We start from the raw sequence: 24,438 nt of genomic DNA, 5'->3' as shown, positions 1-24,438 counted from the left end.
GCGGCCGGGGTGCCCGCCACCGGGGAGTCCGCGGCCGGGGCGTCGGCCGCCGAGCAGGCCGCCGCCGCGGAGAAGCCCGTCGTCGCGGGGACCACGGTCGATCACCTCACCGAGACCTACCGGGCCCACTACCGCTCGCTCCTCGGCCTGGCCGCGCTCCTCCTCGACGACACCGCCTCCTGCGAGGACGTCGTCCAGGAGGCCTTCATCCGCGTCCACTCGGCCCGCAACAGGGTCCGGGACCGGGACAAGACCCTGGCCTACCTGCGCCAGACCGTGGTGAACCTCTCGCGCTCCGCGCTGCGCCGCCGCATCCTCGGCCTGAAGCTCCTCTCGAAGCCCATGCCGGACATGGCGAGCGCGGAGGAGGGTGCGTACGACCAGCTGGAACGCGACGACCTGATCAAGTCGATGCGGGGACTCCAGCGCCGACAGCGTGAGGTGTTGGTGCTGCGCTACTTCGCGGACATGACGGAGGTCCAGGTCGCCGAGACGCTCGGCATATCGCTCGGCTCGGTCAAGGCGTACGGTTCGCGGGGCATTGCCGCGCTGAGGGTGGCGATGGAGGCTGCGCAGTCATGACGGACGACCACAAGAATCCGACGGACCCGGCGGGAACCGCCGGGCACGACGGTGACGAACAGGCCCTACGGAGCCTGCTGGCCGGGGCCGTCCGGGGCCTGGAGCCCTCCGAGGACGCGCTGGAGCGGCTGCGCCGGGCGGTGCCCGCCCGCCGGGCCCGTAAACGCCAGGCCGTCGTAGGGGCGGCAGCGGCGGTACTGCTGGCCGCGACCGCGGTTCCGGCGGCCCTGCACCTGGGGGGCGAGCAGGGAACCACCACGGACCACTCGGCGATGGCCGGGCACGGTCAGGCACAGAGCGGGAAGACCGAGGACCCGGCGGAGCCCCGCCACAACGGGGCCGGGACCGGCAACCAGCCGAGGCCGACGCGGTCCACCGGCCCGGCACTGGAGGACGGCACCGGCGAACAACCGTCCCCGTCGGCCGGCGGGTCCGCGTCCGGCGGCGTCACGGCCGGCCCGTCCGGCACCGGGGCCACGGCCGGCGCGGCGACCGGCAGCGGTCCGGGTATCGAGCAGACGCCCCCGGCGGCGGCCTCCGGAGCGGTCCCCGCCTGCACCTCCGAGCAGTTGGGCGTGCGGGGCAGCGCCCGTGCTCCCGAGAGCGACGGCAAGGTGTACGGCAGCTTCAAGGTCACCAACGTGTCGGCACGCGGCTGCACGGTCACCGGCCCGGACCGCGTGACGGCCGCCTCGCTGGCGACGACGCCGCCCGCGCAGGGCCCCGCGGTGACGGTGACGGGCCACCGGGAGGGGGATCCCGCGAGCGGGCTGCTGCCGGCCCCGTCGGCCGAGACGCCCCAGCTGGTCCTCGACCCGAACAGCGCCTACGAGGTGCGCTTCGCCTGGGTGCCGACCGCCGAGTCCTGCCCCGCGGCGACGCCGAACCCCTCGGGGAAGCCCGTCGAGCAGGGCGGCCCGGCGCAGGGTCCGGCCGGTTCGACGGATCCTGCGGCGGCGGGAGAGGCCGGCGCGAGCCCGGCCGCGGAGGCGGACCCGCTCAGCGGTTCCACGGCGCCCGACCCGGCCGGCGTGGAGGTGTCCCACACGCCCAGCACGCCGCTGGCGGGGGCCCCGGTCACGCACACCACGATCCCGGCGGCCTGCGGCGGGACGGTCTACAGGACGGGCATCATCGCGCCGGCCGCGCCGTAGCGGAGGACGCGTCCGGGACGTCGGGGCCGGGTTCACCGGTCGTGACCCGCGCGGAGGCGACCGGGGTGGACGGCAGCAGGCCGGCCTCGGCGTCGCGCAGGGTCTCCACCTCGCGGCGGTACAGCCGGAACCACATGAAGATGACGAAGGCGACGAAGACGAACCACTCACCGGTGTAGCCGAGGTTCTGGAAGGCCTTCAGGTCGAGGCCCGTGTTGTTCGGGGCCTTCGCGGGGACCGGGGTCATCCCGTCGACGGGGGTCTGCACCGTCAGCCAGGCGTCGTAGAGGGGATCGGGCACCAGGTTGACCAGCGTGGCCGACCCGATCACCCCGAGCTGCCCCTCCGGCAGGCCGCCCTGGGAGTGGACGCCCTTGGTCCCGGAGTTCTCCGAGGACTGCAGGGCTCCGCTGACCTCGACCCGGCCGGTCGGCGGTGCCGGGGCCTTCGCCGCGTCGGCCGGTCCCGGCAGCCAGCCCCGTACGACGGGGACGGTCCTGCCCGAGTCGGTGCGCAGCAGGGTCAGGACGTAGAAGCCCTGCTCGCCGTCGAGCCGCCGCTCGGGGACGAGCAGCTGGCGCCCGTACTCCCCGGCGGTGGAGGCGAGCCGGCCGGAGGTCTCCGTGGTCACCGGCAGCAGCGAGTCCAGCGGGGCCGTCGCCAGGTCGGCGGGCCGCTCCGCGGTCGCCTCCCGGTGGCTGCCGACGCGATCCTCGAAACGGCCGAGCTGCCAGGACCCCATGAACAGGCAGAAGGGGATGGCGAGCGCGACGAAGACGTTGATCCCCCACCAGCGCGGGGTCAGGAGAAACCGGTGCACGCCACCACGGTACGGGGGGTGCGGGGCCGACCGGCCCCCGGGGCCGGGCCCGCAACCCGCCCCGCCGCCCAGGGGCGGCGGGGCGGGGAGGGTGCCGCGGCGCCCCGGAGGGCCCCGGTCTCACCGCTTCAGGTGCTTGAGGGCGAATTCGAGGTCCATCCGTACCTGCTTGATGCGTTCCTCGACGACCAGAGAGCCGTGCCCGGCGTCGTAGCGGTACACCTCGTGGACCGCACCGCGGGCGGCGAGGCGGTCGACGTAGTTGTCGATCTGACGGATCGGGCAGCGCGGGTCGTTGACCCCGGCGGCGATGTGCACGGGAGCCGTGACGGCGTCGACGTACGTCAGCGGCGAGGACGCCTCGAAGCGTTCGGGGACCTCCTCCGGGGTTCCGCCGAACAGCGTGCGGTCCAGGGACTTCAGGGCCTCCATCTCGTCGTGGTACGCCGTGACGTAGTCCGCGACGGGTACGCCGGCCAGGCCCACGGCCCAGGCGTCGGGCTGGGTGCCGAGGCCGAGCAGGGTCAGGTAGCCGCCCCAGGACCCGCCGGACAGGACGAGGCGGTCCGGGTCGGCGAGGCCGGAGGCCACGGCCCACTCCCGGACGGCCGCGACGTCCTCCAACTCGATCAGGCCGACGCGGTGCTTGAGGGCGTCGGTCCACTCCCGGCCGTAGCCGGTGGATCCGCGGTAGTTGACCCGGACCACCGCGAAGCCGTGGTCCAGCCAGGCGGCCGGGGTGGCGAGGAAGGAGTCGCTGTCGTGCCAGGTGGGCCCGCCGTGGATCTCGAAGATCGTCGGGAAGGGGCCCTCGCCGTGGCCCGTCGGACGCTGGGCGAGGGCGTGGATGCGGCCGCCGGGGCCGTCCACCCACACGTCCTCCACCGGCACCGAGCCCGGCGGCCGGAAACCGGGCGGGTCGAGTACGACGACGCCGGCGGTGGAGCGGACGGAGGCCGGTTCGGCCGCCGAGGACCACTGGTACTCGACGGTGCCGTCCGGGCGGGCCGTCGCGCCCGACACCGACCCCGGGGGCGTGTCCACCCGTACGAGTTCCCGCGCGGCCAGGTCATAGCGCCACAGCTCGCTGCGTGCCTCGAAGCTGTGCGCGATCAGCAGGGCGGACCCGTCCGGGTACCACTCGGCGCTGACGTCTCCGGGCAGGTCGATCGCCAGGTCCTCCTCGGCGCCGGTGCTCACGTCCCAGACCATCGGCTCCCAACGGCCGCGCCGCTGGTGGCCGACGAGGAGGCGGGTGTCCCCGGCGACGGGCGCGAAACCGAGCACCTCCAGGCCGAGCTCCTCCGTGCCGCCGCGGGAGTCGTCGAGCTCGGCGACGGTGGCCCCGTCGAGGGTGACGACGCGCAGCGCCGAGTGCATGGCGTCGCCGTGCTCCGTGTGCTCGATGGCCAGGAGGGTGCCGTCGCGGGAGAGGTCGCCGACACCGGCGGACTCGCGGTGCCGGTAGACGACGGTGGGGGCGCCGCCGTTCGGCCGGACGACATGGATGGTCGATCCGTCCTCGTCCGTGGACCGGCCGACGACCGCCGTGCCGTCCCGGCCGATGGCGAGGCCTGCCGAGTAGGAGGGCTCCAGGCCGGGGGTGGCGGGTTCGTCCGGGCCGCCCGCGAAGGGCTGGCGGACCCAGGTGCCGAACTCGTCGCCGTCGGTGTCGGAGAACCACCAGATCCACTCGCCGTCGGGCGAGAGGGTGCCGTCGGTGGTGCCGTTGGGGCGGTCGGTGGCCTGGCGCTGGGTTCCGGTGGCGCGGTCCCAGGCGTAGAGCTCGTAGGTGCCGGTCGCGTTGGAGACGAAGAGCGAGCGGTCCGGGGCGTCCTCGGCCCATTCGGGCAGGCCTACGCGTGGAGCCCGGAAGCGCTTCTCCCAGTCGGGCATCTCTCGCGTCTCGGGGGTGTCGCCGGGGGTCACATCGCTGTCGCTGGTCATGCCCTCCATTCTTGCCGCACCGGCGTCGCTGACGCGTCGAGATGCCGACCGGGCCGAACGGGCGCATGGTGGTGGGCGTACGCGATCGCTGACGAGAGGGTGTTGATCATGGCCAAGAAGGCGCGCGGCGGTCACCACGCCCACCAGGATTCCGAGCGTGCGATGGCGAAGAACACGGCGGCCGAGGCGCGTGCCAAGGCCGCGGTCAGAGACGTGCAGTCGGTCGCCGCGAAGACGAGAGGCATGCAGCAGAAGGCCCAGGCCAAGCGCGGTTGAGACGTCCACGCCCCCGAGTCTCCGCACCGGTCACGGCCCGCCGTTCCACGTGAAACAGCGGGCCGCGTGTGCCCGTTTCACGTGGAACGACCTGCCGCGCGCATGCGGCGTTTCACGTGAAACGAAGACCCGCGTCCGTACGCTGGCCGCATGCGGATGATCGTCAGGGGTGCCCGGCTGCTCGACACACCAGCGCATGCCCTCTCCGACGTGGAAGTCGGTGAGGACGGCCGGATCGCGCGCGTGGTCCCGTACGACGACCAGAAGGAACCACCGGCGACCGGGGTGCTGATCGAGGCCCACGGCGGCCTCCTCACCGCGCCCTTCGTCGAGCCCCACATCCACCTGGACACGGCCCTCACGGCCGGGCAGCCGCGCCCCAACGCCTCCGGGACGCTCTGGGAGGGCATCGCCTGCTGGAGCGACCGCAAGCGGACCCTGACCCGCGAGGACGTCATCGACCGGGCGACCGAGGTGCTGCGCTGGCAGGCGGCCAACGGGGTGCTCCACGTCCGCACCCACTGCGACGTCACCGACCCCTCCCTCACCGCGCTCGATGCGCTGCTGGAGGTCCGCGACCGGGTGCGGGACGTCATGACCCTCCAGATCGTCGCCTTCCCGCAGGAGGGCATCGAGTCCTTCCCCGACGGGGCGGCGCTGCTGCGCGAGGCCGTGTCCCGCGGGGCGGACGTCGTCGGGGCCATCCCGCACTTCGAGGACACCCGCGAGGACGGGATCGCCTCGCTGGGCAAGGCCTTCGCGCTGGCCGAGGAACACGGGCTGCGCGTCGACGCCCACTGCGACGAGATCGACGACGAACAGTCCCGCTTCGTGGAAACGCTGGCCACCCTGGCCATGCGATCGGGGCTGCGCGACCGCGCGACCGCCTCGCACACGACGGCCATGGGCTCCTACAACGGCGCCTACGCGTTCAAGCTCCGGCGACTGCTGTCCCGTTCGGGCATCAACCTCGTCTCCAACCCCTTCGCGAACCTCAACCTCCAGGGCCGGTTCGACGCCTATCCCAAGCGGCGCGGCCTCACCCAGGTGAAGGAGATGCTGGCGGCCGGGGTCAACGTGGCCTTCGGCCACGACGACGTCATGGACCCGTGGAACGCGCTGGGCACGGCGAACCCGCTCCAGACCGCCCTCGTCGGGGTCTACGCCGCCCAACTCACCGGAGCGGACGAGATCCCGCTCGCCTTCTCGATGGTGACGGACCGCGCGGCCCGGGTGCTGGGCCTCGACGCGTCCGAGTACGGGATCCACGAGGGCGCCCCGGCGTCCTTCGTGCTGCTGCCCGCCCCCACTCCGGAGGAGGCGATCCGCCGTCAGGTCCGGCCCCGGTACGTGGTCGCCCGGGGCAGCGTCCTCGCGCAGACGCGTCCGCAGCCGGCCCTGCTGAACTGGCCGGGCGAGCCCCCGTCGGAGGTGGACTTCACCCGGGGAACCTAAGGTGCGGCCATGACACGGACCCAGTACGAACCCGACTCCCGCGCGGCCCGTTCCGCCTTGGAGATCGCCTCCGAGTACGCGGACGCGGCCCTGCTCAACCACTCCGTCCGCTCCTACGCCTTCGCCGTCGAGTACGCGCGCGAGCAGGGGATCGCGTACGACGCGGAACTCCTCTACGTCAGCGCCCTGCTGCACGACCTGGGCCTGGCCGCGCCGTTCGACAGCCACACCCTGCCCTTCGAGGAGGCCGGCGGGCACGTGGCCCGGGTGTTCACGGCGGGGTTGGGCTGGGCGCCCGCCCGCCGGGCCCGCGCTCAGGAGGTGATCGTCCTGCACATGCGGGACGACGTCGGCGCCGCCGAGGACGCGGAGAGCCACCTCCTCCAGGTGGGCACGAGCGCGGACGTCTCGGGGCTGCGCGTCACGGAGTTCGACCCGTCGTTCACGGCCGGACTGTTGGCCGCGCACCCGCGGTTGGGCTTCGGCGCGGCCTTCCTCGCGCTCGTCGAGGACCAGGCCGTGCGCAAGCCGGCGTGCGCGGCCGCCGGCTACGTCGCGGGCGGAGCTGCGGCCCGGATCGGGTCGAACCCGCTGGACCGCTGAACGGCGAAGGCCCAGGTCGACGACCTGGGCCTTCAGCCGACGGGATCGGGGTGCGGGGACGCTGTCACCACGGCCGCCCGGGCTACACGGCTACGGCGTGCTCGACCGCTTCCAGGGGTCGGTCCAGCTGGAACTCGCGGTGCAGCAGGTCCACGGCCCGCCCGCAGTGCGCCTTGGCCAGCGTGAACGAGGTACGGACCTGGGAGGTCGACACCGAGTAGGCCTCGATGCCCGCCTTGCCCAACGCGGCCAGCATGCGGCCCGTGGTCCTGGGCTGACTCAGCAGCCCGGCGCCGACGAGGGACACCTTCCCGACGCGTTCGTGGATGTCGGCCGCGCACTCCAGCCGGGCGAGCACCTCACGGAGGGCCTCGACGTGGGTGCGCGCGATGGTGAAGTCCCATCCGTAGCCGATGTCCCGGTCGCCGAAGCGGGCGACGAGGTCCACGGCGACCGAGGCTTCGGCGCGGCCGGCGTCACGGTCACCGCCGCACCGGGCACCCCGGTCCGCCCGGCCGAGAACGCCTACGACCGCCTGGGCCACGTCATCGCCACCGGCCCCGACACCCCCGCGGTGACCGCCTCCTTGGACGCGGCCCTGAACGCCCTCCGCGTCGACATCACCCCGCCCCCGAACTGACCGCCCGGACATGAAAACAGGTCAGGTGGCCTACTCAATGAGTAGGCCACCTGACCTGGTACTACAGTGTCGGGGTGGCGGGATTTGAACCCACGACCTCTTCGTCCCGAACGAAGCGCGCTGCCAAGCTGCGCTACACCCCGATCGTCGCTTTGGCGTCTTGCTGCCGTGGCGACATCGATTACTTTAGCGGACCCTCGCCCGGAGACGAAATCCGGTTTTCACGGGGCGCCGCCGGGGCGGCGCGGCCCGGTCGTCAGGCCTTCGGGGTCAGGGTCAGGAGGGTCGCTTCCGGCGGGCAGGCGAAGCGGACCGGGGTGTAGCGGTTGGTGCCGCAGCCCGCCGAGACGTGGAGGTACGAGCGGTGGCCGCCGGCCTCGTACGTCGAGAGGCCCTTCACCCGCTTCGTGTCCAGGTCGCAGTTGGTGACCAGGGCCCCGTAGAAGGGGACGCACAGCTGCCCGCCGTGCGTGTGCCCGGCGAGGATCAGCGGGTACCGGTCGGCGGTGAACGATTCGAGGACGCGCAGGTACGGGGCGTGCACGACGGCCATCGAGAAGTCGGCGTCCGCCTCCGGACCGCCCGCGACCCGCTCGTAGCGGTCCCTCTTGATGTGCGGGTCGTCGAGACCGGTGAAGGCGAGCTCCAGGCCTTCCAGCTTCAGCCGGGCCCGGGTGTTGGTGAGGTCGAGCCAGCCCGCCGCGTCGAAGGCGTCCCGCATCCCCTCCCACGGGTTGTGGACGGCGCCGACGACCGGCTTGTTGCCGTTCAGCCCGTGCCGGCCCTGGGTCTTCTCGATCAGGTACCGCCCGGGGTTGCGCAGCCGCGGCCCGTAGTAGTCGTTCGACCCGAAGACGTACACGCCCGGGAAGTCCATCAGCGGGCCCAGCGCGTCGAGGACCTCCGGCACGCCCTCCGTGTCGGAGAGGTTGTCGCCGGTGTTCACGACGAAGTCGGGGCGCAGCCCGGCCAGGGACTGCAGCCAGGCACGCTTCTTGCGTTGCCCGCCGACCATGTGGATGTCGGAGACCTGGAGCACGCGCAACGGGCGCATCCCGTGCGGGAGCACGGGCACGGTGACCCGGCGCAGGCGGAAGGAACGGGCCTCGAATCCGGCGGCATAGGCCAGTCCGGCGGCCCCGACCGCCGCGATCGAGGCAGTGACTTTGAGGGGGACTCCGTAACGCGCGCGCATGCCCCCTATCGTCGCAGACGCGGAAAACCGGCGGGCGCCACCGTCCCCTCACCTGGCAGACTCATGGGCATGACCACGCTCAAGGCCAAGCTCCAGGAAGACCTCACCAACGCCATCAGGGCACGCGACGAGCTCGCTTCGTCGACGCTGCGCCTGACCCTGTCCGCCATCACCAACCAGGAGGTCGCGGGCAAGGAAGCGCGCGTGCTCTCCGACGACGAAGTCCTCAAGGTGATCGCGAAGGAGGCGAAGAAGCGCCGCGAGGCCGCGGAGGCCTTCGCCCAGGGCGGCCGCGCCGAGCAGGCCGCGCGGGAGACCCTGGAGGGTGAGTTCCTCGATGCCTACCTGCCCAAGCAGCTGAGCGACGACGAGCTCGTCGCGATCGTGACGCAGGCGGTCGAGGAGGCCAAGGCGGCGGGTGCCGAGGGGCCGCGGGCCATGGGCGCCGTCATGAAGATCGTGAACCCGAAGGTGGCGGGCCTGGCGGAGGGCGGCCGGGTCGCCGCCGTCGTCAAGCGTCAGCTTTCCTGACCCCGGGGACCGAGCAGAACGGGAATAAGGGGAGGGCCCCGGCCGGATGATCCGGCCGGGGCCCTCCCCTTCGTACTACGGGTCCTACTGTTCCTCCCGGCCGCCGATCAGGCCGGGCTCCCCGGTGATCCCGCCGAACGGGGGCTTGGGGGAGTCGCCGGTGCCGCCGTCCGTGGCGCCCGCGCCGCCGGTGGCCCCTGCGGCCGTCACGCCGCCGGGCCGGCTGTCGCCGGGCTTGCCGTCACCGCCGGGCTTGTTCGGCTTTCCGGGCCTGTTCGGGGTCGGCGGGGTCGGGCTGCCGGTCCCGGTGCCGTTGCCCCGGCCGCCGTTGTTGCCGTTGCCGGTGCTCGGGAGCTGCGGTTCCGGGATGCTGACGGTGGCGAAGTCGGGGGCCTCGCGCCCGGACAGGGCGCCGGAGACCGCGTCCCGCCAGATCGGGCCGGGCAGGCCACCACCGAAGACCTTCGGGTAGTACCGCCCGCCGATGGTGATGTCCTCCATCGAGATCTTCTTCGCGCCGCCCGAGCCGACCCACACCGCGCCGGACATGTTCGGGGTGTAGCCGACGAACCAGGCGTTGTAACGGGAGTCCGTCGTACCGGTCTTGCCCGCGTTGTCGCGGTTGCTCAGGCCGGCCTTCTCACCCGTACCGGAGTCGACCACGCCGCGCAGCAGGGTGTTGATCGTGTCGGCGGTGTCCTGGGACATCGCCCGCTCGCACTTGGTCTTCGGCACCGCGAGGGCCTTGCCGTGGGCGTCGGTGATCGACTCAAGGGCGATCGGCGTGCAGTAGGTGCCCCGGTTGGCGAAGGTCGCGTACGCGTTGGCCATCGTCAGCGGGGACAGTTCCGCGGAGCCGAGCGCGATGGAGGGGGCCTCGGGCAGCTTGGAGCCGTCGGCCGGGATCACGCCGAGCTTCTGCGTCATCTCGGCCACCGGGCAGAGCCCGATCTCGCCGATCATCTGCACGAAGTAGGTGTTGATGGACTTCTCCATCGCCGTCCGCAGCGCGTAGGGACCGACCTCGTCCTCGGTCTCGTTCTCGGCCGTCGCGAGCTTCTTCTTGCCCTCCGGCAGGTTGACCCACTGGCTGCCGTCACACTTGGGGATCGGGCTCGGATAGTCGATCTTGTTGGGCGCGGAGTAGACCTTGGTCGGCGCCATGCCCTGCTCGATCGCCGCGGCCGCGATGAACGGCTTGAACGTGGAACCGACCTGGAAGCCGAAGTTGGAGCCGCCCATCCGCTTGTCGACGGAGTAGTTGATCTGCGTCTCGTTCTTCCCGAAGCCGTAGGGCTTGGACTGCCCCATGGCCAGGACCCGGCCGGTGCCCGGCTGGATCATGGTCACGGCCGTGGCGATCGAGTCGTCCTCGTTGACGTGGTCCTTGATGGAGGCGTTCGCCGACTCCTGGGACTGCGGGTCCAGCGTCGTGCGGACGGTCAGGCCGCCCTGGTTCCAGATCTTGGCCCGGTCCTCGCGGGTCTTGCCGAACACCGGGTCCGACAGGAAGGTGTTGCGCACGTAGTCGCAGAAGAAGCCCGCGCCCTTGACCGCCGTGATGCAGCCGTTCTTCGGCCGGGTCACCTTCAGTTGGACCGGCTTCTTCTTCGCCTCCTCCGCCTCCGCCTGCGAGATGTCCTTCATGTCGGCCATCCGCTGGAGGACGGTGTTGCGGCGCTTCATCGCCTCCTGCGTGTCGTTGACGGGGTCGTACCGGCTCGGCGACTGCACCAGGCCGGCCAGCAGCGCCGACTCGTCCATGGTGAGGTCCTTGGCGGGCTTGCTGAAGTAGCGCTGCGCCGCCGATTCGATCCCGTAGGCCTGCTGGCCGAAGTAGGTGATGTTGAGGTAGTTCTCGAGGATCTTCTTCTTCCCGAGCTCCTCCTCGACCTGGATCGAGTACTTGAGCTCGCGGATCTTGCGGCCGAGGCTCTTCTCCTGTGCCTCGCGCACCTTCGTCTCGTCGTCGCCGGCCTCCTCGACGAAGACGTTCTTCACGTACTGCTGTGTCAGCGTCGACGCGCCCTGCGCGGCGCCGCCCTCCTGCGCGTTGCGGTTCACCGCGCGCAGGATGCCCTTGAGGTCGACCGCGCCGTGTTCGTAGAAGCGCGAGTCCTCGATGGCGACGATCGCCTTCTGCATGTACGGGGAGATGGCCGTCAGGGGGACGACCTGCCGGTCACGTGAATAGACGGTGGCGATCAGGCCACCTTCCGCGTCCAGAATCGTGGTGCGCTGACTCAACGGAGGCGTTTTGAGATTGGCCGGGATCTCGTCGAATCCCTCTACCGTGCCCTTGGCCGCGAGTCCCAGCGCGCCGGCGCCCGGGATCGCGATGCCGGCCAGTACGACTCCGGAGAGAACGGACACCCCGAGGAACTTGGCGGCCTGCTGTGGCCCCGTGAGCCCGCCGCCCGAGCGCTTCTTACCCATGGAGGGCAGCCTACGTTCTCATTCACCGGACACACGCGAATGCCTTGGCCTAAGCTGACCCCAACTGTCACAGCAGTGTGGTGCGACATCAACCCCTCGGCTTGTTTTTCACCCTTCCCGAATGGGGTGGACACATGTCCGAATCTCGCCCTTCGCTCTGTCGGCCGCTTACCGGCAGCCCCCGATTTCACCCGAATCGCCGGAATGGTCGGGCATGTCGCCGGATCACTCCGTCGGGTGATCTGCCGCTTACCCATAGTCCGTTCGGACCATTCAAGATTGGGCCCGTCGGGGGTGTTGCACTGTGCCCACCTTCCGTAACGTCCTCAACTGGCAGCGGTGAATATGCCGCTACCGCCGTGGGGGAGCCTCGATTCGGGAGAGGACGGCGCCGGGATGGGCTGGGTTACCGACTGGAGTGCGCAGGCAGCCTGCCGCACTACCGATCCGGATGAACTGTTCGTTCAAGGAGCGGCACAGAACAGGGCCAAGGCGGTGTGCACCGGATGTCCGGTGCGGACCGAGTGCCTGGCCGACGCGCTCGACAATCGTGTCGAGTTCGGAGTGTGGGGCGGAATGACCGAGCGGGAACGACGCGCGCTGCTGCGCCGGCGTCCCACCGTCACCTCGTGGCGACGGCTGCTCGAAACCGCCCGCACCGAGTACGAACGCAGTACGGGCATCCTCACCATGGATGTCGAAGCGGAGATCGACGTTCCGTACGAGACGTACGCGGCGGCCGGGTAGATCACCAGGGCACCACGTCGTACGCGAACCGTGCGAACGCCTATCCTCCGGCCGGTACCCCGGCCGAGAGGCACTCTCCGATGGCCCGTAGCCCGGCGAGGTCGTGCACGTCGCCGGGCAGGGCGGTCACTTCCGTCACCGCCACTTCGGGGTGCAGCGAGGTGAAGCGATCGCGTGTGCGCCGTTCACGCGCGATCACCTGCATCCGTTCCGCGTGCAGGCGCAGCAGTCCTGCGGTGACCTCGTCCACGTCGGGGGAGCCGTCGTCGGCGGCGTCACGAAGTCCAGCTTTCCCGGACTCCTGATCGACAATGCCACCCTCTTCAAGATTCTCTGCGGCGGCCAGGGCCCGTTCCGCGGAGAGTTGGCCGGCTCCGCTCCCGTGGACCCGGTTCAGCACCAGGCCGGCCAGCGGCATCCGTTCCGCCGCCAGCCGTTCGACGAAGTACGCCGCCTCGCGCAGGGCGTCCGGTTCGGGCGCCGCGACCACGAGGAAGGCCGTACCGGGCGCCTGGAGCAGCTTGAACGTCGCGTCCGCGCGGGTGCGGAACCCGCCGAACATCGTGTCCATCGCGGCCACGAAGGTCTGGACGTCCTTCAGCAGCGAGGCGCCCATCAGCTTGCTCAGCGTGCCCGTCATCATCGACATGCCGACATTGAGGAACTTCATCCCGGCCCGGCCGCCGACCTTGGCCGGAGCCATCAGCACCCGGATGAACTTCCCGTCCAGGAAGGACCCGAGGCGCTTCGGCGCGTCGAGGAAGTCCAGCGCCGACCGGCTCGGCGGCGTGTCGACGATGATCAGGTCCCAGTCGTCCTGGGCCCGGAGTTGGCCCAGCTTCTCCATCGCCATGTACTCCTGCGTGCCCGCGAAACCGGCCGACAGGGACTGGTAGAAGGGGTTCGCCAGGATCGCCCGCGCCCGCTCGCCGTCCGCGTGCGCCTCGACGATCTCGTCGAAGGTCCGCTTCATGTCCAGCATCATGGCGTGCAGTTCGCCCGTACCCCCGCCCCCCTCCAGGGGGACCCGGCGCGGGGTGTTGTCCAGCGAGTCGATCCCCATCGACTGGGCGAGCCTGCGGGCCGGATCGATGGTCAGCACGACCGCCTTGCGGCCGCGTTCGGCCGCCCGTACGCCGAGCGCCGCGGCCGTGGTGGTCTTGCCGACGCCGCCCGAGCCGCAGCACACCACGATCCGGATCCTCGGATCGTCCAGCAGCGCGTCGACCGCCAGCCTCGGCGGCGTGTCCAGGCCCATGGTGTCCACACCCTCGCTCATTCGGCGTCCGCCTGCTTGCGCAGCTCCGCGGCCAGCTCGTACAACCCGGCCAGCTCCATCCCCGAGCCGAGCAGGGGGAGTTCGTACGTCGGCAGGTCCAGCCCCGCCAGGGTCGCGCGTTGCTCCCGCTCCAGGCGCACCCGGCCCGCGTGTTCCGCGGCCTGCGCGAGCAGCGGGTCCACCAGCCGTTCGGCCAGCCCGCCGCGTCGGGCGCCGCCCAGGCCCGCCCGGGACAGCGCCTGCGCGATCTCGGCCCGGTGCTCGCCGGCCGCGGAGCGCAGGGTGTCCTCGTCGACATGGTGCGGGCGCACCATGTTGACGACGACGCGGCCCACCGGAAGGCCCGCTTCCCGCAGTTCCGCGATGCCGTCCGCGGTCTCCTGGACGGGCATCTCCTCCAGCAGCGTCACCAGGTGCACCTCGGTCTCGGGGGACTTGAGCACCTTCATGACGGCCTGGGCCTGGTTGTGGATCGGCCCGAACCGGGCGAGGCCCGCGACCTCGTCGTTGACGTTCAGGAAGCGGGTGATCCGCCCGGTCGGCGGGGCGTCCATGATCACGTGGTCGTAGACGAATCTGCCGGCCTTGTCCTTGCGCCGCACGGCCTCGCACGCCTTGCCGGTCAGCAGGACGTCACGCAGACCGGGCGCGATGGTCGTCGCGAAGTCGATCGCGCCGAGCTTCTTCAGCGCGCGGCCGGCCGAGCCGAGCTTGTAGAACATCTGGAGGTAGTCCAGCAGCGCCCGTTCGGCGTCGATGGCGAGCGCGTACACCTCACCCCCGCCCCCGCCGGGCGCGACGGCGATCTTCCGCTCCTCGTAGGGGAGCGCTTCCGCGCCGAAAAGCTGTGCGATGCCCTGCCTGCCCTCGACCTCCACCAGAAGTGTCCGCCTGCCCTCGCGTGCGAGGGCGAGCGCGAGTGCCGCGGCGACCGTGGTCTTGCCGGTGCCGCCCTTGCCGCTGACCACCTGGAGCCTGCTCACAGCGTCCGAGCCTAACGACTCGGTCCACGGGCCGCGCATGAGGCCCGCACGACAGGCATTACGCTCGCCCCCATGACCAAGAAGTTCGAATACGCGACGGTCCCCCTGCTGGTCCACGCCACCAAGCAGATCCTGGACACCTGGGGCGAGGACGGCTGGGAGCTCGTCCAGGTCGTGCCCGGCCCGAACAACCCCGAGCAGCTCGTCGCCTACCTCAAGCGGGAGAAGGCATGAGCGGCGTCGTCGACGCGAGGCTGGCCGAGCTCGGCCTGACGCTGCCGGAGGTCGTCCCTCCGCTGGCCACCTACCAGCCGGCCGTGCGCTCGGGTTCCTACGTGTTCACCGCGGGCCAGCTGCCGATGGTCAAGGGCAGCCTGCCGGTGACCGGCAAGGTCGGCGCCGAGGTGTCCGCGGAGCAGGCCAAGGAGCTCGCCGCGACCTGCGCGCTGAACGCCCTGGCCGCCGTCAAGTCGGTGGTCGGTGACCTCGACAAGATCGCCCGCGTCGTCAAGGTCGTCGGCTTCATCGCCTCCGCACCGGACTTCACCGCCCAGCCGGGCGTGCTGAACGGCGCGAGCGAGCTGCTGGGCGCCGTCCTCGGCGAGAAGGGCGTCCACGCCCGCAGCGCGGTCGGCGTGGCGGTCCTCCCGCTCGACGCCCCCGTCGAGATCGAGATCCAGGTCGAGCTGGTCCCCGGAGCCTGACGCGGACTTCGGCCGCTGCCCCGGCAGCGGCCCTTCCGCTTTCCGGTGCTCCGGACCGGACCGGTCCGGAGCACCGCCCCGACCGCACGCCCCGTCGGGGCCCGCCGTCGGGGCAGGTCACAGCGGGTGCCCCTCGAACATCGGGCCGGATGGTCGTAGCATCCGGCCATGCCGAACGGTCAGCACGGTCAGTCGTCGCCCAGTCAGCCCGCCGGGGGCCAGTGGTACCCCCCGGAGTGGCCCGACCGCATCCGCGCGCTCGCGGACGGTTCGCTCACCCCGGTCGCGCCCAGACGCGCCGCCACGGTGATGCTGCTGCGCGACACCCCCGCCGGACCCGCCGTGCACATGCTGCGCCGCCGCTCCTCCATGGCCTTCGCCGGCGGTGCGTACGCCTACCCGGGCGGCGGGGTCGACCCCCGCGACGAGGACCACCGCATCGGCTGGGCCGGCCCCGACCAGGACGCGTGGGCCGCGCGCCTCGGCACCGACGCCGCCTCCGCGCAGGCCATCGTGTGTGGAGCCGTCCGGGAGACCTTCGAGGAGGCCGGGGTCCTGCTCGCGGGGCGGACCGCCGACACCGTCGTCGGTGACACCACCGGGGACGACTGGGAGGCCGACCGGCAGGCCCTCGTGGGCCGGGAGCTGTCCTTCGCCGAGTTCCTCGACCGGCGCGGCCTGTTGCTGCGCTCCGACCTGCTCGGTGCCTGGGCCCGTTGGATCACCCCGGAGTTCGAGCCCCGCCGCTACGACACGTGGTTCTTCGTCGCCGCCCTCCCGGAGGGGCAGCGCACGCGCAACGCCTCCACCGAGGCCGACCGGACCGTCTGGATCGCTCCCGCCGTCGCGGCCGACGGGTACGACAAGGGCGAGTTGCTGATGATGCCGCCCACCATCGCCACGCTGCGGTCGCTGGAGCCGTACGGGAGCGCCGCCGAGGCGCTCGCGGGCGCCGCCGCGCAGGACCTGACCGCCATCGTGGCCAGGGCCACCCTGGAGGACGGCGAGCTGGTGCTCAGCTGGCCGGGCCACGACGAGTTCACCAAGCGCGTCCGCTCCGGCCGCCCGGGAGGCCCCGCATGACCGATGCAGCGGCCCTGCCCGGCCAGCCCCGCGGAGTGGTCTCCTCGGGGCGGGCGACCGCCCGTGCCGTCAACGTCCTGGCCCCCAACGCCTCCGCGATGACCCTGGACGGCACCAACACCTGGCTCGTCAGCGAACCGGACTCCGAGCTGGCCGTCGTCATCGACCCCGGCCCCCTCGACGAGGCCCACCTGAAGGCCGTCATCGCCGCCGCCGAGCAGGCCGGCAAGCGGATCGCGCTGACCCTGCTCACGCACGGCCACCCGGACCATGCCGAGGGCGCGGGCCGCTTCGCCGAGCTCACCCGTACGAAGGTCCGCGCCCTGGACCCGGCCCTGCGCCTGGGTGACGAGGGACTGGCCGCGGGGAACGTGATCCGCACGGGCGGCCTGGAGATGCGGGTCGTGGCCACCCCCGGACACACCTCCGACTCGCTCTGCTTCCACCTGCCCGCCGACCGGGCCGTCCTGACCGGTGACACGATCCTGGGCCGCGGCACCACCGTCGTCGCCCACCCCGACGGCCGCCTCGGCGACTACCTGGACTCCCTGCGCCGGTTGCGCTCCCTCACCGTCGACGACGGCGTGCACACGGTGCTGCCGGGCCACGGGCCGGTCCTGGAGGACGCGCAGGGCGCCGTCGAGTACTACCTGGCCCACCGCGCCCACCGGCTCGCACAGGTCGAGACGGCCGTGGAGGACGGCTTCGTCACCCCCGAAGCGGTCGTCGCCCGGGTCTACGCGGACGTGGACCGGTCCCTCTGGCCGGCCGCGGAGTGGTCCGTACGGGCGCAGCTGGAATACCTTCAGGATCACGGCCTGATTCCTGGGGGACCCGAATGAACACGCTCTTCGTGCTGCTCGCCGTACTGGCCACCGCCGGGTGGATCACCTCGACCGCGACGCTGCGGTCCAGGGCCCTGGAGGACAAGGTCGACCGGCTGGAGCGCCGGCTCGGGCTGGTCCTGGACCACCTCGGCATCGAGGAGCCGGAGCCGGCCGGGCTGGACGAGGTGCGCGCCCTGATGCGCGACGGCCGCACCGTTTCGGCCATCAAGGCCTACCGCGGCATCACGGGCTCGGGCCTGGCCGAGGCCAAGAGGGCCGTCGAGGCCCTCGACCTCGCGCAGCGGACCTGAGGGGCCCCGGCGCCACGCCGGCGCCGCGCGCCCGAGGCCCCCGCACCTCGCGCAGCGGGCCCGGGGGTGCCCCGATGCCCCCGCGCCGGTCCGACGCCCACCGCGCCTCAGGGAGGCCTCAGGGACGCCTCAGGGCCGGGGCGATTTCGTGCCGAGCCGGGCCGTGTACTCGTCCGCGAGCCACGGGCCCAGGTCCTCCACGTACCGGCGCGCCACGGCCGGGTCCCCGACGGGCTCCAGGGCCACCTCCGCGGCCTCCCGCAGCTGTGCGGCGCGCTCGGGGTAGTAGTGGCCGAAAACCTCCGCGGACTCGCGCAGGTCGCTGCTCCAGCCGCCCCACCGGGGCATCACCAGGGTGAACGCGGTGCGCACCAGGTGCCGGGAGAAGAAACGATTCATCCTGCGGTACTCGGCGGGCGTGGAGGCGTCCTCGGCCCGGCTGCGCCATTGGGGGAGCAGGGTGGCCAGGTCGCCGTTCAGCTCGCGGGCCAGCAGGGCGTCCGGACGGTACCGGGGCAGGTGCTCGGCCAGGTCGGCCCCGAGCAGCGGGGTGCACAGGCAGGCGAGGAACCACCCCAGGTCGTAACGTTCCCGATCGCTCAGCAGGCGGTCCTTGCCGAACAGCAGGATGCCGACGCCGTCGATCTCGCCGAACTCCTCGTCGAGCCCGCGCCCCAGCACCTCGGCGGTGTCCCGGTCGTCGTCGGTCGGCTCCCGGTGCAGGGCGATCAGCAGGTCGAGGTCCGAGCGCCCCGGGCGGGCCGTGCCGCGCGGTACGGACCCGTACAGGTAGGCGCTGTGCAGCCGGCGCCCGTACGCCTCGGCGATCCGGCGGCGGGTGGCCGCGACGAGGGCGGTGAACTCGGGCTGCACCCGGCCCAGCGAGCCCTCCCGCTCGAAGTAGCCGTCCGCGTCCAGCCCTCTGTGCTCCATGACCCCACTCTGCCCTTCCGTCGGCCGGTGTCCGACACGTTTGCCCGGAGCCGTCCCGCGCTCCCGTCCTGTGCGCTCCTGCGGGGCCGGCGGTCACACGGGCCCGCCGCGTACGTCCGAACGCGTGAAGGGGCCCCGCCCGGCCGGGCAGGACCCCTTCACGACGACTGCCGCGGTGCGCGGCGCGGTGCGTCAGCGCGAGCGCTTGGCGAGCCGCTCCACGTCCAGCAGGATCACGGCGCGGGCCTCCAGGCGGAGCCAGCCGCGGCCCGCGAAGTCGGCCAGGGCCTTGTTCACGGTCTCGCGGGAGGCGCCGACGAGCTGCGCGAGCTCTTCCTGCGTGAGGTCGTGGACGACGTGGATGCCCTCCTCGGACTGCACGCCGAAGCGGCGCGACAGGTCGAGGAGCGCGCGGGCCACGCGGCCCGGAACGTCGGAGAAGACCAGGTCGGACATCTGGTCGTTGGTCTTGCGCAGGCGCCGGGCGACGGCGCGCAGCAGCGCGGTCGCGACCTCGGGCCGGGCGTTCAGCCACGGCTGGAGGTCACCGTGGCCCAGGCCGAGGAGCTTGACCTCGGTCAGCGCGGTGGCGGTGGCGGTGCGCGGGCCCGGGTCGAAGAGCGACAGCTCGCCGATCAGCTCGCCGGGGCCGAGGACGGCCAGCATGTTCTCGCGGCCGTCGGGGGAGGTGCGGTGCAGCTTCACCTTGCCCTCGGTCACCACGTACAGCCGGTCACCGGGGTCGCCCTCGTGGAACAGGGCGTCACCGCGTGCGAGGGTCACCTCGCCCATGGAGGCGCGGAGCTCCGCGGCCTGCTCGTCATCGAGCGCCGCGAAGAGCGGGGCGCGCCGCAGAACGTCGTCCACGAGTCTCTCTCCTATGTCGACCAGCCTGGGGACCGCTCCCCATTTTGCCGGACGGCTCAAACAGTGCGATCAATCACAAGGATGCCGGACGGACGGCCGTGCTGTGCGGCGAGGGACCAATCGAAGTGGTGTTACCTGAGGTCCGGGCGGGTGTCGGCGCCCGCCCTTAGGCTGGCCGGGTGTCCAATAAGCCGGTGAGAGCACAGGCCAAGGGGTCCGCAGGAGTGACGGCGACCCAGAATTCAGCCGTGGGCGAACAAGCCCCCGTGGCGCCGCCCAGGAAGGCCCCACCCGCCCCCCAGGGCAAAGCTTCGGCCAAGAAACCGAGGCCGGTGGCCGCCGCGAAGCCGGAATCCCACCTGGCGATGGTCCGGCGGGCCCGCCGCATCAACCGGGAACTGGCCGAGGTGTACCCGTACGCCCATCCGGAGCTCGACTTCCGCAATCCGTTCGAGCTGCTGGTCGCCACCGTGCTGTCCGCGCAGACCACCGACCTGCGGGTGAACCAGACGACGCCTGCCCTCTTCGCCGCCTATCCCACGCCCGAGGACATGGCGGCCGCCGCGCCCGAGGACCTGGAGGAGATCATCCGGCCGACCGGGTTCTTCCGGGCGAAGTCGAAGTCCCTCCTCGGCCTCTCCCAGGCCCTGCGGGACAACTTCGGCGGTGAGGTGCCCGGCCGCCTCGAAGACCTCGTCACCCTTCCCGGAGTCGGCCGCAAGACGGCGAACGTGGTCCTCGGCAACGCCTTCGGAGTCCCCGGGATCACCGTCGACACCCACTTCGGACGGCTGGTGCGCCGCTTCAAGTGGACCGAGCAGCAGGACCCGGAGAAGGTCGAGGCCGAGATCTGCGCGATCTTCCCCAAGAGCGAGTGGACGATGCTCTCGCACCGGGTCGTCTTCCACGGGCGCCGCATCTGCCACTCCCGCAGGCCCGCCTGCGGCGCCTGCCCCATCGCCCCGCTCTGCCCCGCCTACGGAGAGGGCGAGACGGACCCGGAGAAGGCCAGGGAGCTGCTGAAGTACGAGAAGGGCGGCCGGCCCGGCCAGCGCCTGACCCCGCCCCCGGACTACCCGGGCCTCCCGGCGCCGCCGCTGGGGGCCCGTACGGAGGCCTGAGCGCCGGTGTGACGGGTACGGAGGCAGCGGGAGCTCCGCCGGCCCTCGTACCGCCGTACGGGGATTCGCGGAACGAATCGGTACCCGGACCGCGTTCAGCGGTGTGGGAGAACACGGACAGGGGTGCCTATGACGCGCGGGACACGGGACGAGACCACGGCGGCCCCGGCCGCCCGCGAGGGCCTGACCCTCACGACCACCGGCCTGCCCGCCTGGCTCGACCCCGTGGCGGCGGCGGCCCGGACCGTGCAGCCGCGCCAGCTCAGCCGCTTCCTGCCCCCCGAGGACGGCAGGGGCCGCCAGTCCGCCGTGCTGATCCTCTTCGGCGAGGGCCCGCGCGGCCCGGAGCTGCTGCTCCAGGAGCGCGCCGGCACGCTGCGTTCGCACGCGGGCCAGCCCTCCTTCCCGGGCGGCGCCCTGGACCCGGAGGACGGCGACCCCCACACCACCGGCCCGCTGCGCGCCGCGCTGCGCGAGGCCGTCGAGGAGACCGGCCTCGATCCGTCCGGGGTCCAGCTGTTCGGGGTGCTGCCCCGGCTCTACATCCCGGTCAGCGAGTTCGTGGTGAGCCCGGTTCTGGGCTGGTGGCGCGAGCCCTCCCCGGTCGGCGCGGTGGACCCGGCGGAGACGGCCCGGGTGTTCACGGTGCCCGTGGCGGATCTCACGAACCCCGAGCACCGGGTCACCGTGGTGCACCCGGGCGGCCACCAGGGCCCCGCGTTCCTGGTGGAATCGGCCCTGGTCTGGGGCTTCACCGCCGGGGTGATCGACCGGATCCTGCACTTCGCGGGCTGGGAGCTGCCGTGGGACCGCTCACGTCACGTCCCGCTCGACTGGCGTGCGTGAGACGGTGGCCCACGTGAACGTGCTGGACATCCTGTTGCTGCTCGCCGCCGTGTGGTTCGCGATCGTCGGCTACCGCCAGGGGTTCGTCGTCGGCATCCTGTCGGTGATCGGCTTCCTCGGCGGTGGTCTCATCGCCGTGTCCCTGCTGCCCCTGATCTGGGACCGGGTGACCGACAACGGCAGCCAGGTGACCACGACCGTCGTCGTCATCGCCGTTGTCGTGATCATCATCTGTGCCTCCATCGGCCAGGCCCTGACCACCCATCTCGGGAACCGGCTCAGACGCCACATCACCTGGTCACCGGCCCGCGCCGTCGACGCGACCGGCGGCGCGCTGGTCAACGTCGTCGCGATGCTGTTGGTGGCCTGGCTGATCGGGCTGCTGCTCGCCGGCACCTCACTGCCCACGCTGGGCAAGGAGGTCCGCAACTCCAAGATCCTCCTCGGCGTGTCGGAGGTGCTCCCCGCCCAGGCGAACACCTGGTTCTCGGACTTCAGCACCACCCTCGCCCGCAACGGCTTCCCGCAGGTCTTCAGCCCGTTCTCGAACGAGCCGATCACCGAGGTCAAGGCACCCGACCCGGACCTGGCCAGCAGCGGCGTGGCCGAGCAGGCGAAGCTCTCGATCGTGAAGGTCGTCGGGACCGCGCCCAGTTGCAGCAAGGTCCTGGAGGGCACCGGCTTCGTCTTCGCCCCCGGCAAGGTGATGACGAACGCGCACGTCGTCGGCGGCGTCGGCGAGCCGACCGTCCAGGTCGGCGGCGAGGGCAAGCTCTACGACGGCAAGGTCGTGCTCTACGACTGGGAGCGCGACATCGCCGTCCTGGACGTGCCCAAGCTGAAGGCGCCGGTACTGGAGTTCGCCGACAAGGACGCGGCGAGCGGCAGCGACGCCATCGTCGCCGGCTTCCCGGAGAACGGCGCGTACGACGTCCGCGCGGCCCGCGTCCGCGGCCGGATCAACGCCAACGGCCCGGACATCTACCACCGGGGCACCGTCCAGCGCGACGTCTACTCGCTCTACGCGACCGTGCGTCAGGGCAACTCCGGCGGCCCGCTGCTCACGCCCGACGGCAAGGTGTACGGGGTCGTCTTCGCGAAGTCGCTCGACGACCCGAACACCGGGTACGCGCTGACGGCGGACGAGATCCGCGATGACATCCGCATCGGCAAGACCGCCGACCGGCGGGCCGACAGCCAGGGCTGCGCCCTGTAGCAGCCGCCGTCCGATGTGCGAGGACGTGTGAGGGGGCACCGCCGAGCGCGGTGCCCCTGTTGGGTTCGCGGTGTCCCGGCGCCGTCTCTACATGCGCGGGTGGCGCAGCCTGGCCGAGACCCATCGGGCCCGGCGGCGCAGGATGCGTGGGATTCCGAGCCGGGGATCGTGAACGTCCCGGCCGGTCCTGTCGTGATCGCCCGGCGCTGTGGCCGAGCGGCGTTCGCGTGCGGTGTCACCGTAGTCGTGCGTCCAGCCCATACAACGAGCTGTGCCCGGGGCCCAAGGTCGGTAATCCCGTACGGGGCGGCCAATTGGCCTATGCGCCGGGCAATTGAATGCTCGTAAGACAGGCATACGAATCGTCTGTCGGCCCGTCACCGGTACCGGACGTTCCGTCAAGGGCCGTCGGTCCGAACGCCGATGTGCGCGAGCGCCGATCAGCGGTCGGGTTCGGGATCTCCCAGCCAGTTCACGAGCTCCGTCGAGAAGGCCACGGGGTCCTCCTCGTGCGGGAAGTGCCCGAGTCCGTCGAACAGCCGCCAGCGGTACGGGGCTTCGACGTACTCGCCGGATCCGGCCGCGCTGCGCGTACGCATCACGGGGTCGAGGGAGCCGTGCAGGTGCAGGGTCGGTACTCGTACGGGCCGCTTCATCCGCCGGTTGAACTGCAGTCCGTCCGGACGGGCCATCGACCGCATCATCCACCGGTACGGCTCGATCGAGCAGTGGGCCGTCGACGGGATGCACATCGCCCGCCGGTACACGGCGAGGGCCTCCTCGTCGGCGCCGTCTTCCTGGACGCGCGGACCGGACCAGTCGCGGATCAGCTGCCCGACGAGGGCCCCGCCGTCGGCGACGAGCTGCCGCTCCGGGATGAAGGGCCGCTGGAAGCCCCAGATGTGTGAACTCGCCCGGGTCTGACCGAAGTCGGCCAGCATCGCCGAGCGCCAGCGACGCGGGTGCGGCATCGAGGAGACGACCAGGCGACGGACCAGCTTGGGCCGCATCACGGCCGCCGTCCAGGCGAGGTAGCCCCCCAGGTCGTGCCCGACGAGCGCGGCGTCCGGCTCGCCGAGGGACCGCACGACGCCGGTGATGTCGAGCGCGAGGTTCGCCGGGTCGTAGCCGCGCGGGGTGCGGTCGCTGCCGCCGACGCCGCGCAGGTCCATGGCGACCGCGCGGTACCCGGCGTCGGCGAGGGCGGTCAGCTGGTGCCGCCACGTCCACCAGAACTGCGGGAACCCGTGCAGCAGGAGGACCAGCGGGCCGTCACCGACCTCCGCGACGTGGAACCTCGCGCCGTTCGCCGCGACGTCCCGGTGGGTCACCGGCCGCCCTCCGGGCAGGTCGAGCCGGACCGCCGTGGCGGCGGTGGGCGGGGTACCGGCGTCGGGCGAGGGGGCTGTCATGAGGTCGAGCGTGCCACACCCACGACGTTGTCACTGACCGGGCGCGGGTGCGGCTTGACGGTACCGACGAGGGCGGCGGTCTGCTTGACGGAGTCGATGGTCTTCACCGGCGGCTTGATCTTCTTGAGCATCCTCATGGCCACCAGCCCGACCAGCGCCGCGAGCAGCACGAACGCGCCGAAGACGATCAGGAAGGACCAGGCGAGACCCAGCCCGAGATTGTGGATGCCGTACGCCGCGGCGAAACTTCCCACCGGGAGGGAGAAGAGCAGCAGCACTCCCGCGACGATGGCGGCGCCGCTGCCGATGCCCGCGCGCTTGACGTCCTGCTTGATCTCCACCTTCGCGAGGGCGATCTCGTCGTGCACCAGGGCCGACATCTCGGCGGTGGCCGAGGCGACCAGCTGGCCGAGCGTGCGCTCGGCTCCCGGGGTCCCCTGGTCCTCCACTGCGCTCATCTCTGACTCCCT

The 24,438-nt window shown here is 72.0% G+C and carries 26 protein-coding genes and 1 tRNA gene; 16 read left to right on the top strand and 11 right to left on the bottom strand.

The features are described from left to right. Window positions 1–9: 9 nt before the first annotated feature. Both NOD94_RS23480 and NOD94_RS23475 read left to right on the top strand, forming a co-directional pair. Window positions 10–582, top strand: a complete 573-nt coding sequence (locus NOD94_RS23480) for a SigE family RNA polymerase sigma factor (RefSeq protein WP_281208041.1) — start codon at window positions 10–12, stop codon at window positions 580–582. Then, window positions 579–1,736, top strand: coding sequence for a hypothetical protein (locus tag NOD94_RS23475; RefSeq protein WP_281208038.1), 1,158 nt, complete (start codon window positions 579–581; stop codon window positions 1,734–1,736). Before NOD94_RS23480 ends, NOD94_RS23475 begins: the two co-directional genes overlap by 4 nt. Here the strand turns inward: NOD94_RS23475 and NOD94_RS23470 are convergent. Continuing rightward, window positions 1,714–2,556 carry an SURF1 family protein gene (locus tag NOD94_RS23470; protein ID WP_281208037.1) on the bottom strand — a complete coding sequence of 281 codons (843 nt, stop codon included), beginning with the start codon at window positions 2,554–2,556 and terminating at the stop codon, window positions 1,714–1,716. The two genes, NOD94_RS23475 and NOD94_RS23470, sit on opposite strands and share 23 nt — an antisense overlap. A gap of 120 nt (window positions 2,557–2,676) precedes the next feature. Beyond that, window positions 2,677–4,503 carry a prolyl oligopeptidase family serine peptidase gene (locus tag NOD94_RS23465; protein WP_281208036.1) on the bottom strand — a complete coding sequence of 609 codons (1,827 nt, stop codon included), beginning with the start codon at window positions 4,501–4,503 and terminating at the stop codon, window positions 2,677–2,679. A 108-nt stretch (window positions 4,504–4,611) separates the two neighbouring features. Here NOD94_RS23465 and NOD94_RS23460 point away from each other — a divergent pair, with 108 nt between their 5' ends. From NOD94_RS23460 to NOD94_RS41450, 4 genes are all read left to right on the top strand, one after another. After that, window positions 4,612–4,779, top strand: a complete 168-nt coding sequence (locus NOD94_RS23460; protein WP_281208035.1) for a hypothetical protein — start codon at window positions 4,612–4,614, stop codon at window positions 4,777–4,779. Window positions 4,780–4,929: 150 nt separating this feature from the next. Then, window positions 4,930–6,234, top strand: coding sequence for a cytosine deaminase (gene codA, locus NOD94_RS23455; RefSeq protein ID WP_281208034.1), 1,305 nt, complete (start codon window positions 4,930–4,932; stop codon window positions 6,232–6,234). Between the two features lie 9 nt (window positions 6,235–6,243). Continuing rightward, entirely contained in the window at window positions 6,244–6,837 is a 594-nt protein-coding gene (locus NOD94_RS23450; RefSeq protein WP_281208033.1) for an HD domain-containing protein, read from the top strand. A gap of 97 nt (window positions 6,838–6,934) precedes the next feature. After that, complete coding sequence (locus NOD94_RS41450) at window positions 6,935–7,477, top strand: hypothetical protein (RefSeq protein ID WP_348652350.1); 543 nt, start codon at window positions 6,935–6,937, stop codon at window positions 7,475–7,477. A 69-nt stretch (window positions 7,478–7,546) separates the two neighbouring features. Here NOD94_RS41450 and NOD94_RS23435 read toward each other — a convergent pair. Together NOD94_RS23435 and NOD94_RS23430 are read right to left on the bottom strand one after the other, a co-directional pair. After that, window positions 7,547–7,620, bottom strand: a tRNA-Pro gene (locus tag NOD94_RS23435). Window positions 7,621–7,733: 113 nt separating this feature from the next. Beyond that, a complete protein-coding gene (locus tag NOD94_RS23430) occupies window positions 7,734–8,672 on the bottom strand; it encodes a metallophosphoesterase (protein WP_281208030.1) in 939 nt (312 codons plus the stop codon). A gap of 69 nt (window positions 8,673–8,741) precedes the next feature. Here NOD94_RS23430 and NOD94_RS23425 point away from each other — a divergent pair, with 69 nt between their 5' ends. Next, on the top strand, window positions 8,742–9,203 hold the full coding sequence (locus NOD94_RS23425) for a GatB/YqeY domain-containing protein (RefSeq protein WP_281208029.1): 462 nt from the start codon (window positions 8,742–8,744) through the stop codon (window positions 9,201–9,203). Between the two features lie 84 nt (window positions 9,204–9,287). Here NOD94_RS23425 and NOD94_RS23420 read toward each other — a convergent pair whose 3' ends face one another. After that, window positions 9,288–11,639 carry a transglycosylase domain-containing protein gene (locus tag NOD94_RS23420; protein ID WP_281208028.1) on the bottom strand — a complete coding sequence of 784 codons (2,352 nt, stop codon included), beginning with the start codon at window positions 11,637–11,639 and terminating at the stop codon, window positions 9,288–9,290. 396 nt (window positions 11,640–12,035) lie between these two features. Here NOD94_RS23420 and NOD94_RS23415 point away from each other — a divergent pair, with 396 nt between their 5' ends. Beyond that, on the top strand, window positions 12,036–12,386 hold the full coding sequence (locus NOD94_RS23415; RefSeq protein ID WP_281208027.1) for a WhiB family transcriptional regulator: 351 nt from the start codon (window positions 12,036–12,038) through the stop codon (window positions 12,384–12,386). A gap of 40 nt (window positions 12,387–12,426) precedes the next feature. Here NOD94_RS23415 and NOD94_RS23410 read toward each other — a convergent pair whose 3' ends face one another. Beyond that, on the bottom strand, window positions 12,427–13,665 hold the full coding sequence (locus tag NOD94_RS23410) for an ArsA family ATPase (RefSeq protein ID WP_281208026.1): 1,239 nt from the start codon (window positions 13,663–13,665) through the stop codon (window positions 12,427–12,429). Beyond that, a complete protein-coding gene (locus tag NOD94_RS23405) occupies window positions 13,662–14,648 on the bottom strand; it encodes an ArsA-related P-loop ATPase (RefSeq protein ID WP_281208025.1) in 987 nt (328 codons plus the stop codon). Before NOD94_RS23405 ends, NOD94_RS23410 begins: the two co-directional genes overlap by 4 nt. A gap of 72 nt (window positions 14,649–14,720) precedes the next feature. On the opposite strand from NOD94_RS23405, the gene NOD94_RS23400 reads away from it, so the two are divergent. From NOD94_RS23400 to NOD94_RS23380, 5 genes are all read left to right on the top strand, one after another. Next, window positions 14,721–14,882, top strand: a complete 162-nt coding sequence (locus tag NOD94_RS23400) for a DUF4177 domain-containing protein (RefSeq protein WP_007264966.1) — start codon at window positions 14,721–14,723, stop codon at window positions 14,880–14,882. Then, window positions 14,879–15,352, top strand: coding sequence for a RidA family protein (locus NOD94_RS23395; protein WP_281208024.1), 474 nt, complete (start codon window positions 14,879–14,881; stop codon window positions 15,350–15,352). The genes NOD94_RS23400 and NOD94_RS23395 overlap by 4 nt, the downstream gene beginning before the upstream one ends. A gap of 168 nt (window positions 15,353–15,520) precedes the next feature. Next, window positions 15,521–16,435 carry an NUDIX hydrolase gene (locus NOD94_RS23390; protein ID WP_281208023.1) on the top strand — a complete coding sequence of 305 codons (915 nt, stop codon included), beginning with the start codon at window positions 15,521–15,523 and terminating at the stop codon, window positions 16,433–16,435. Continuing rightward, complete coding sequence (locus NOD94_RS23385; RefSeq protein WP_281208022.1) at window positions 16,432–17,277, top strand: MBL fold metallo-hydrolase; 846 nt, start codon at window positions 16,432–16,434, stop codon at window positions 17,275–17,277. The genes NOD94_RS23390 and NOD94_RS23385 overlap by 4 nt, the downstream gene beginning before the upstream one ends. After that, window positions 17,274–17,573 carry a hypothetical protein gene (locus NOD94_RS23380; protein WP_281208021.1) on the top strand — a complete coding sequence of 100 codons (300 nt, stop codon included), beginning with the start codon at window positions 17,274–17,276 and terminating at the stop codon, window positions 17,571–17,573. Before NOD94_RS23385 ends, NOD94_RS23380 begins: the two co-directional genes overlap by 4 nt. 129 nt (window positions 17,574–17,702) lie before the next feature. Here NOD94_RS23380 and NOD94_RS23375 read toward each other — a convergent pair whose 3' ends face one another. Then, complete coding sequence (locus NOD94_RS23375) at window positions 17,703–18,506, bottom strand: nucleotidyltransferase domain-containing protein (protein WP_281208020.1); 804 nt, start codon at window positions 18,504–18,506, stop codon at window positions 17,703–17,705. A 192-nt stretch (window positions 18,507–18,698) separates the two neighbouring features. Further along, on the bottom strand, window positions 18,699–19,373 hold the full coding sequence (locus tag NOD94_RS23370) for a Crp/Fnr family transcriptional regulator (RefSeq protein WP_003981529.1): 675 nt from the start codon (window positions 19,371–19,373) through the stop codon (window positions 18,699–18,701). A gap of 332 nt (window positions 19,374–19,705) precedes the next feature. On the opposite strand from NOD94_RS23370, the gene nth reads away from it, so the two are divergent. From nth to NOD94_RS23355, 3 genes are all read left to right on the top strand, one after another. After that, complete coding sequence (nth, locus tag NOD94_RS23365; protein ID WP_281208019.1) at window positions 19,706–20,494, top strand: endonuclease III; 789 nt, start codon at window positions 19,706–19,708, stop codon at window positions 20,492–20,494. Between the two features lie 129 nt (window positions 20,495–20,623). Continuing rightward, window positions 20,624–21,340 (top strand): CoA pyrophosphatase, encoded by a 717-nt coding sequence (locus NOD94_RS23360; RefSeq protein ID WP_281208018.1) that lies wholly within the window; start codon window positions 20,624–20,626, stop codon window positions 21,338–21,340. Window positions 21,341–21,353: 13 nt separating this feature from the next. Next, a complete protein-coding gene (locus NOD94_RS23355; protein WP_281208017.1) occupies window positions 21,354–22,556 on the top strand; it encodes a MarP family serine protease in 1,203 nt (400 codons plus the stop codon). Between the two features lie 440 nt (window positions 22,557–22,996). On the opposite strand, the gene NOD94_RS23350 is transcribed toward NOD94_RS23355, so the two are convergent. Together NOD94_RS23350 and NOD94_RS23345 are read right to left on the bottom strand one after the other, a co-directional pair. Then, window positions 22,997–23,968: an alpha/beta hydrolase gene (locus tag NOD94_RS23350; protein ID WP_281208016.1), complete on the bottom strand. Its 972-nt coding sequence runs from the start codon at window positions 23,966–23,968 to the stop codon at window positions 22,997–22,999. Then, entirely contained in the window at window positions 23,965–24,426 is a 462-nt protein-coding gene (locus NOD94_RS23345; protein WP_281208015.1) for a phage holin family protein, read from the bottom strand. Before NOD94_RS23345 ends, NOD94_RS23350 begins: the two co-directional genes overlap by 4 nt. Window positions 24,427–24,438: the final 12 nt, after the last annotated feature.

Source organism: Streptomyces sp. Isolate_45 (genome assembly GCF_024721315.2).
GTDB lineage: Bacteria > Actinomycetota > Actinomycetes > Streptomycetales > Streptomycetaceae > Streptomyces.
The sequence above is the reverse complement of the archived record's forward strand: the minus strand, read 5'-3'. Positions and strand labels throughout refer to the sequence as shown.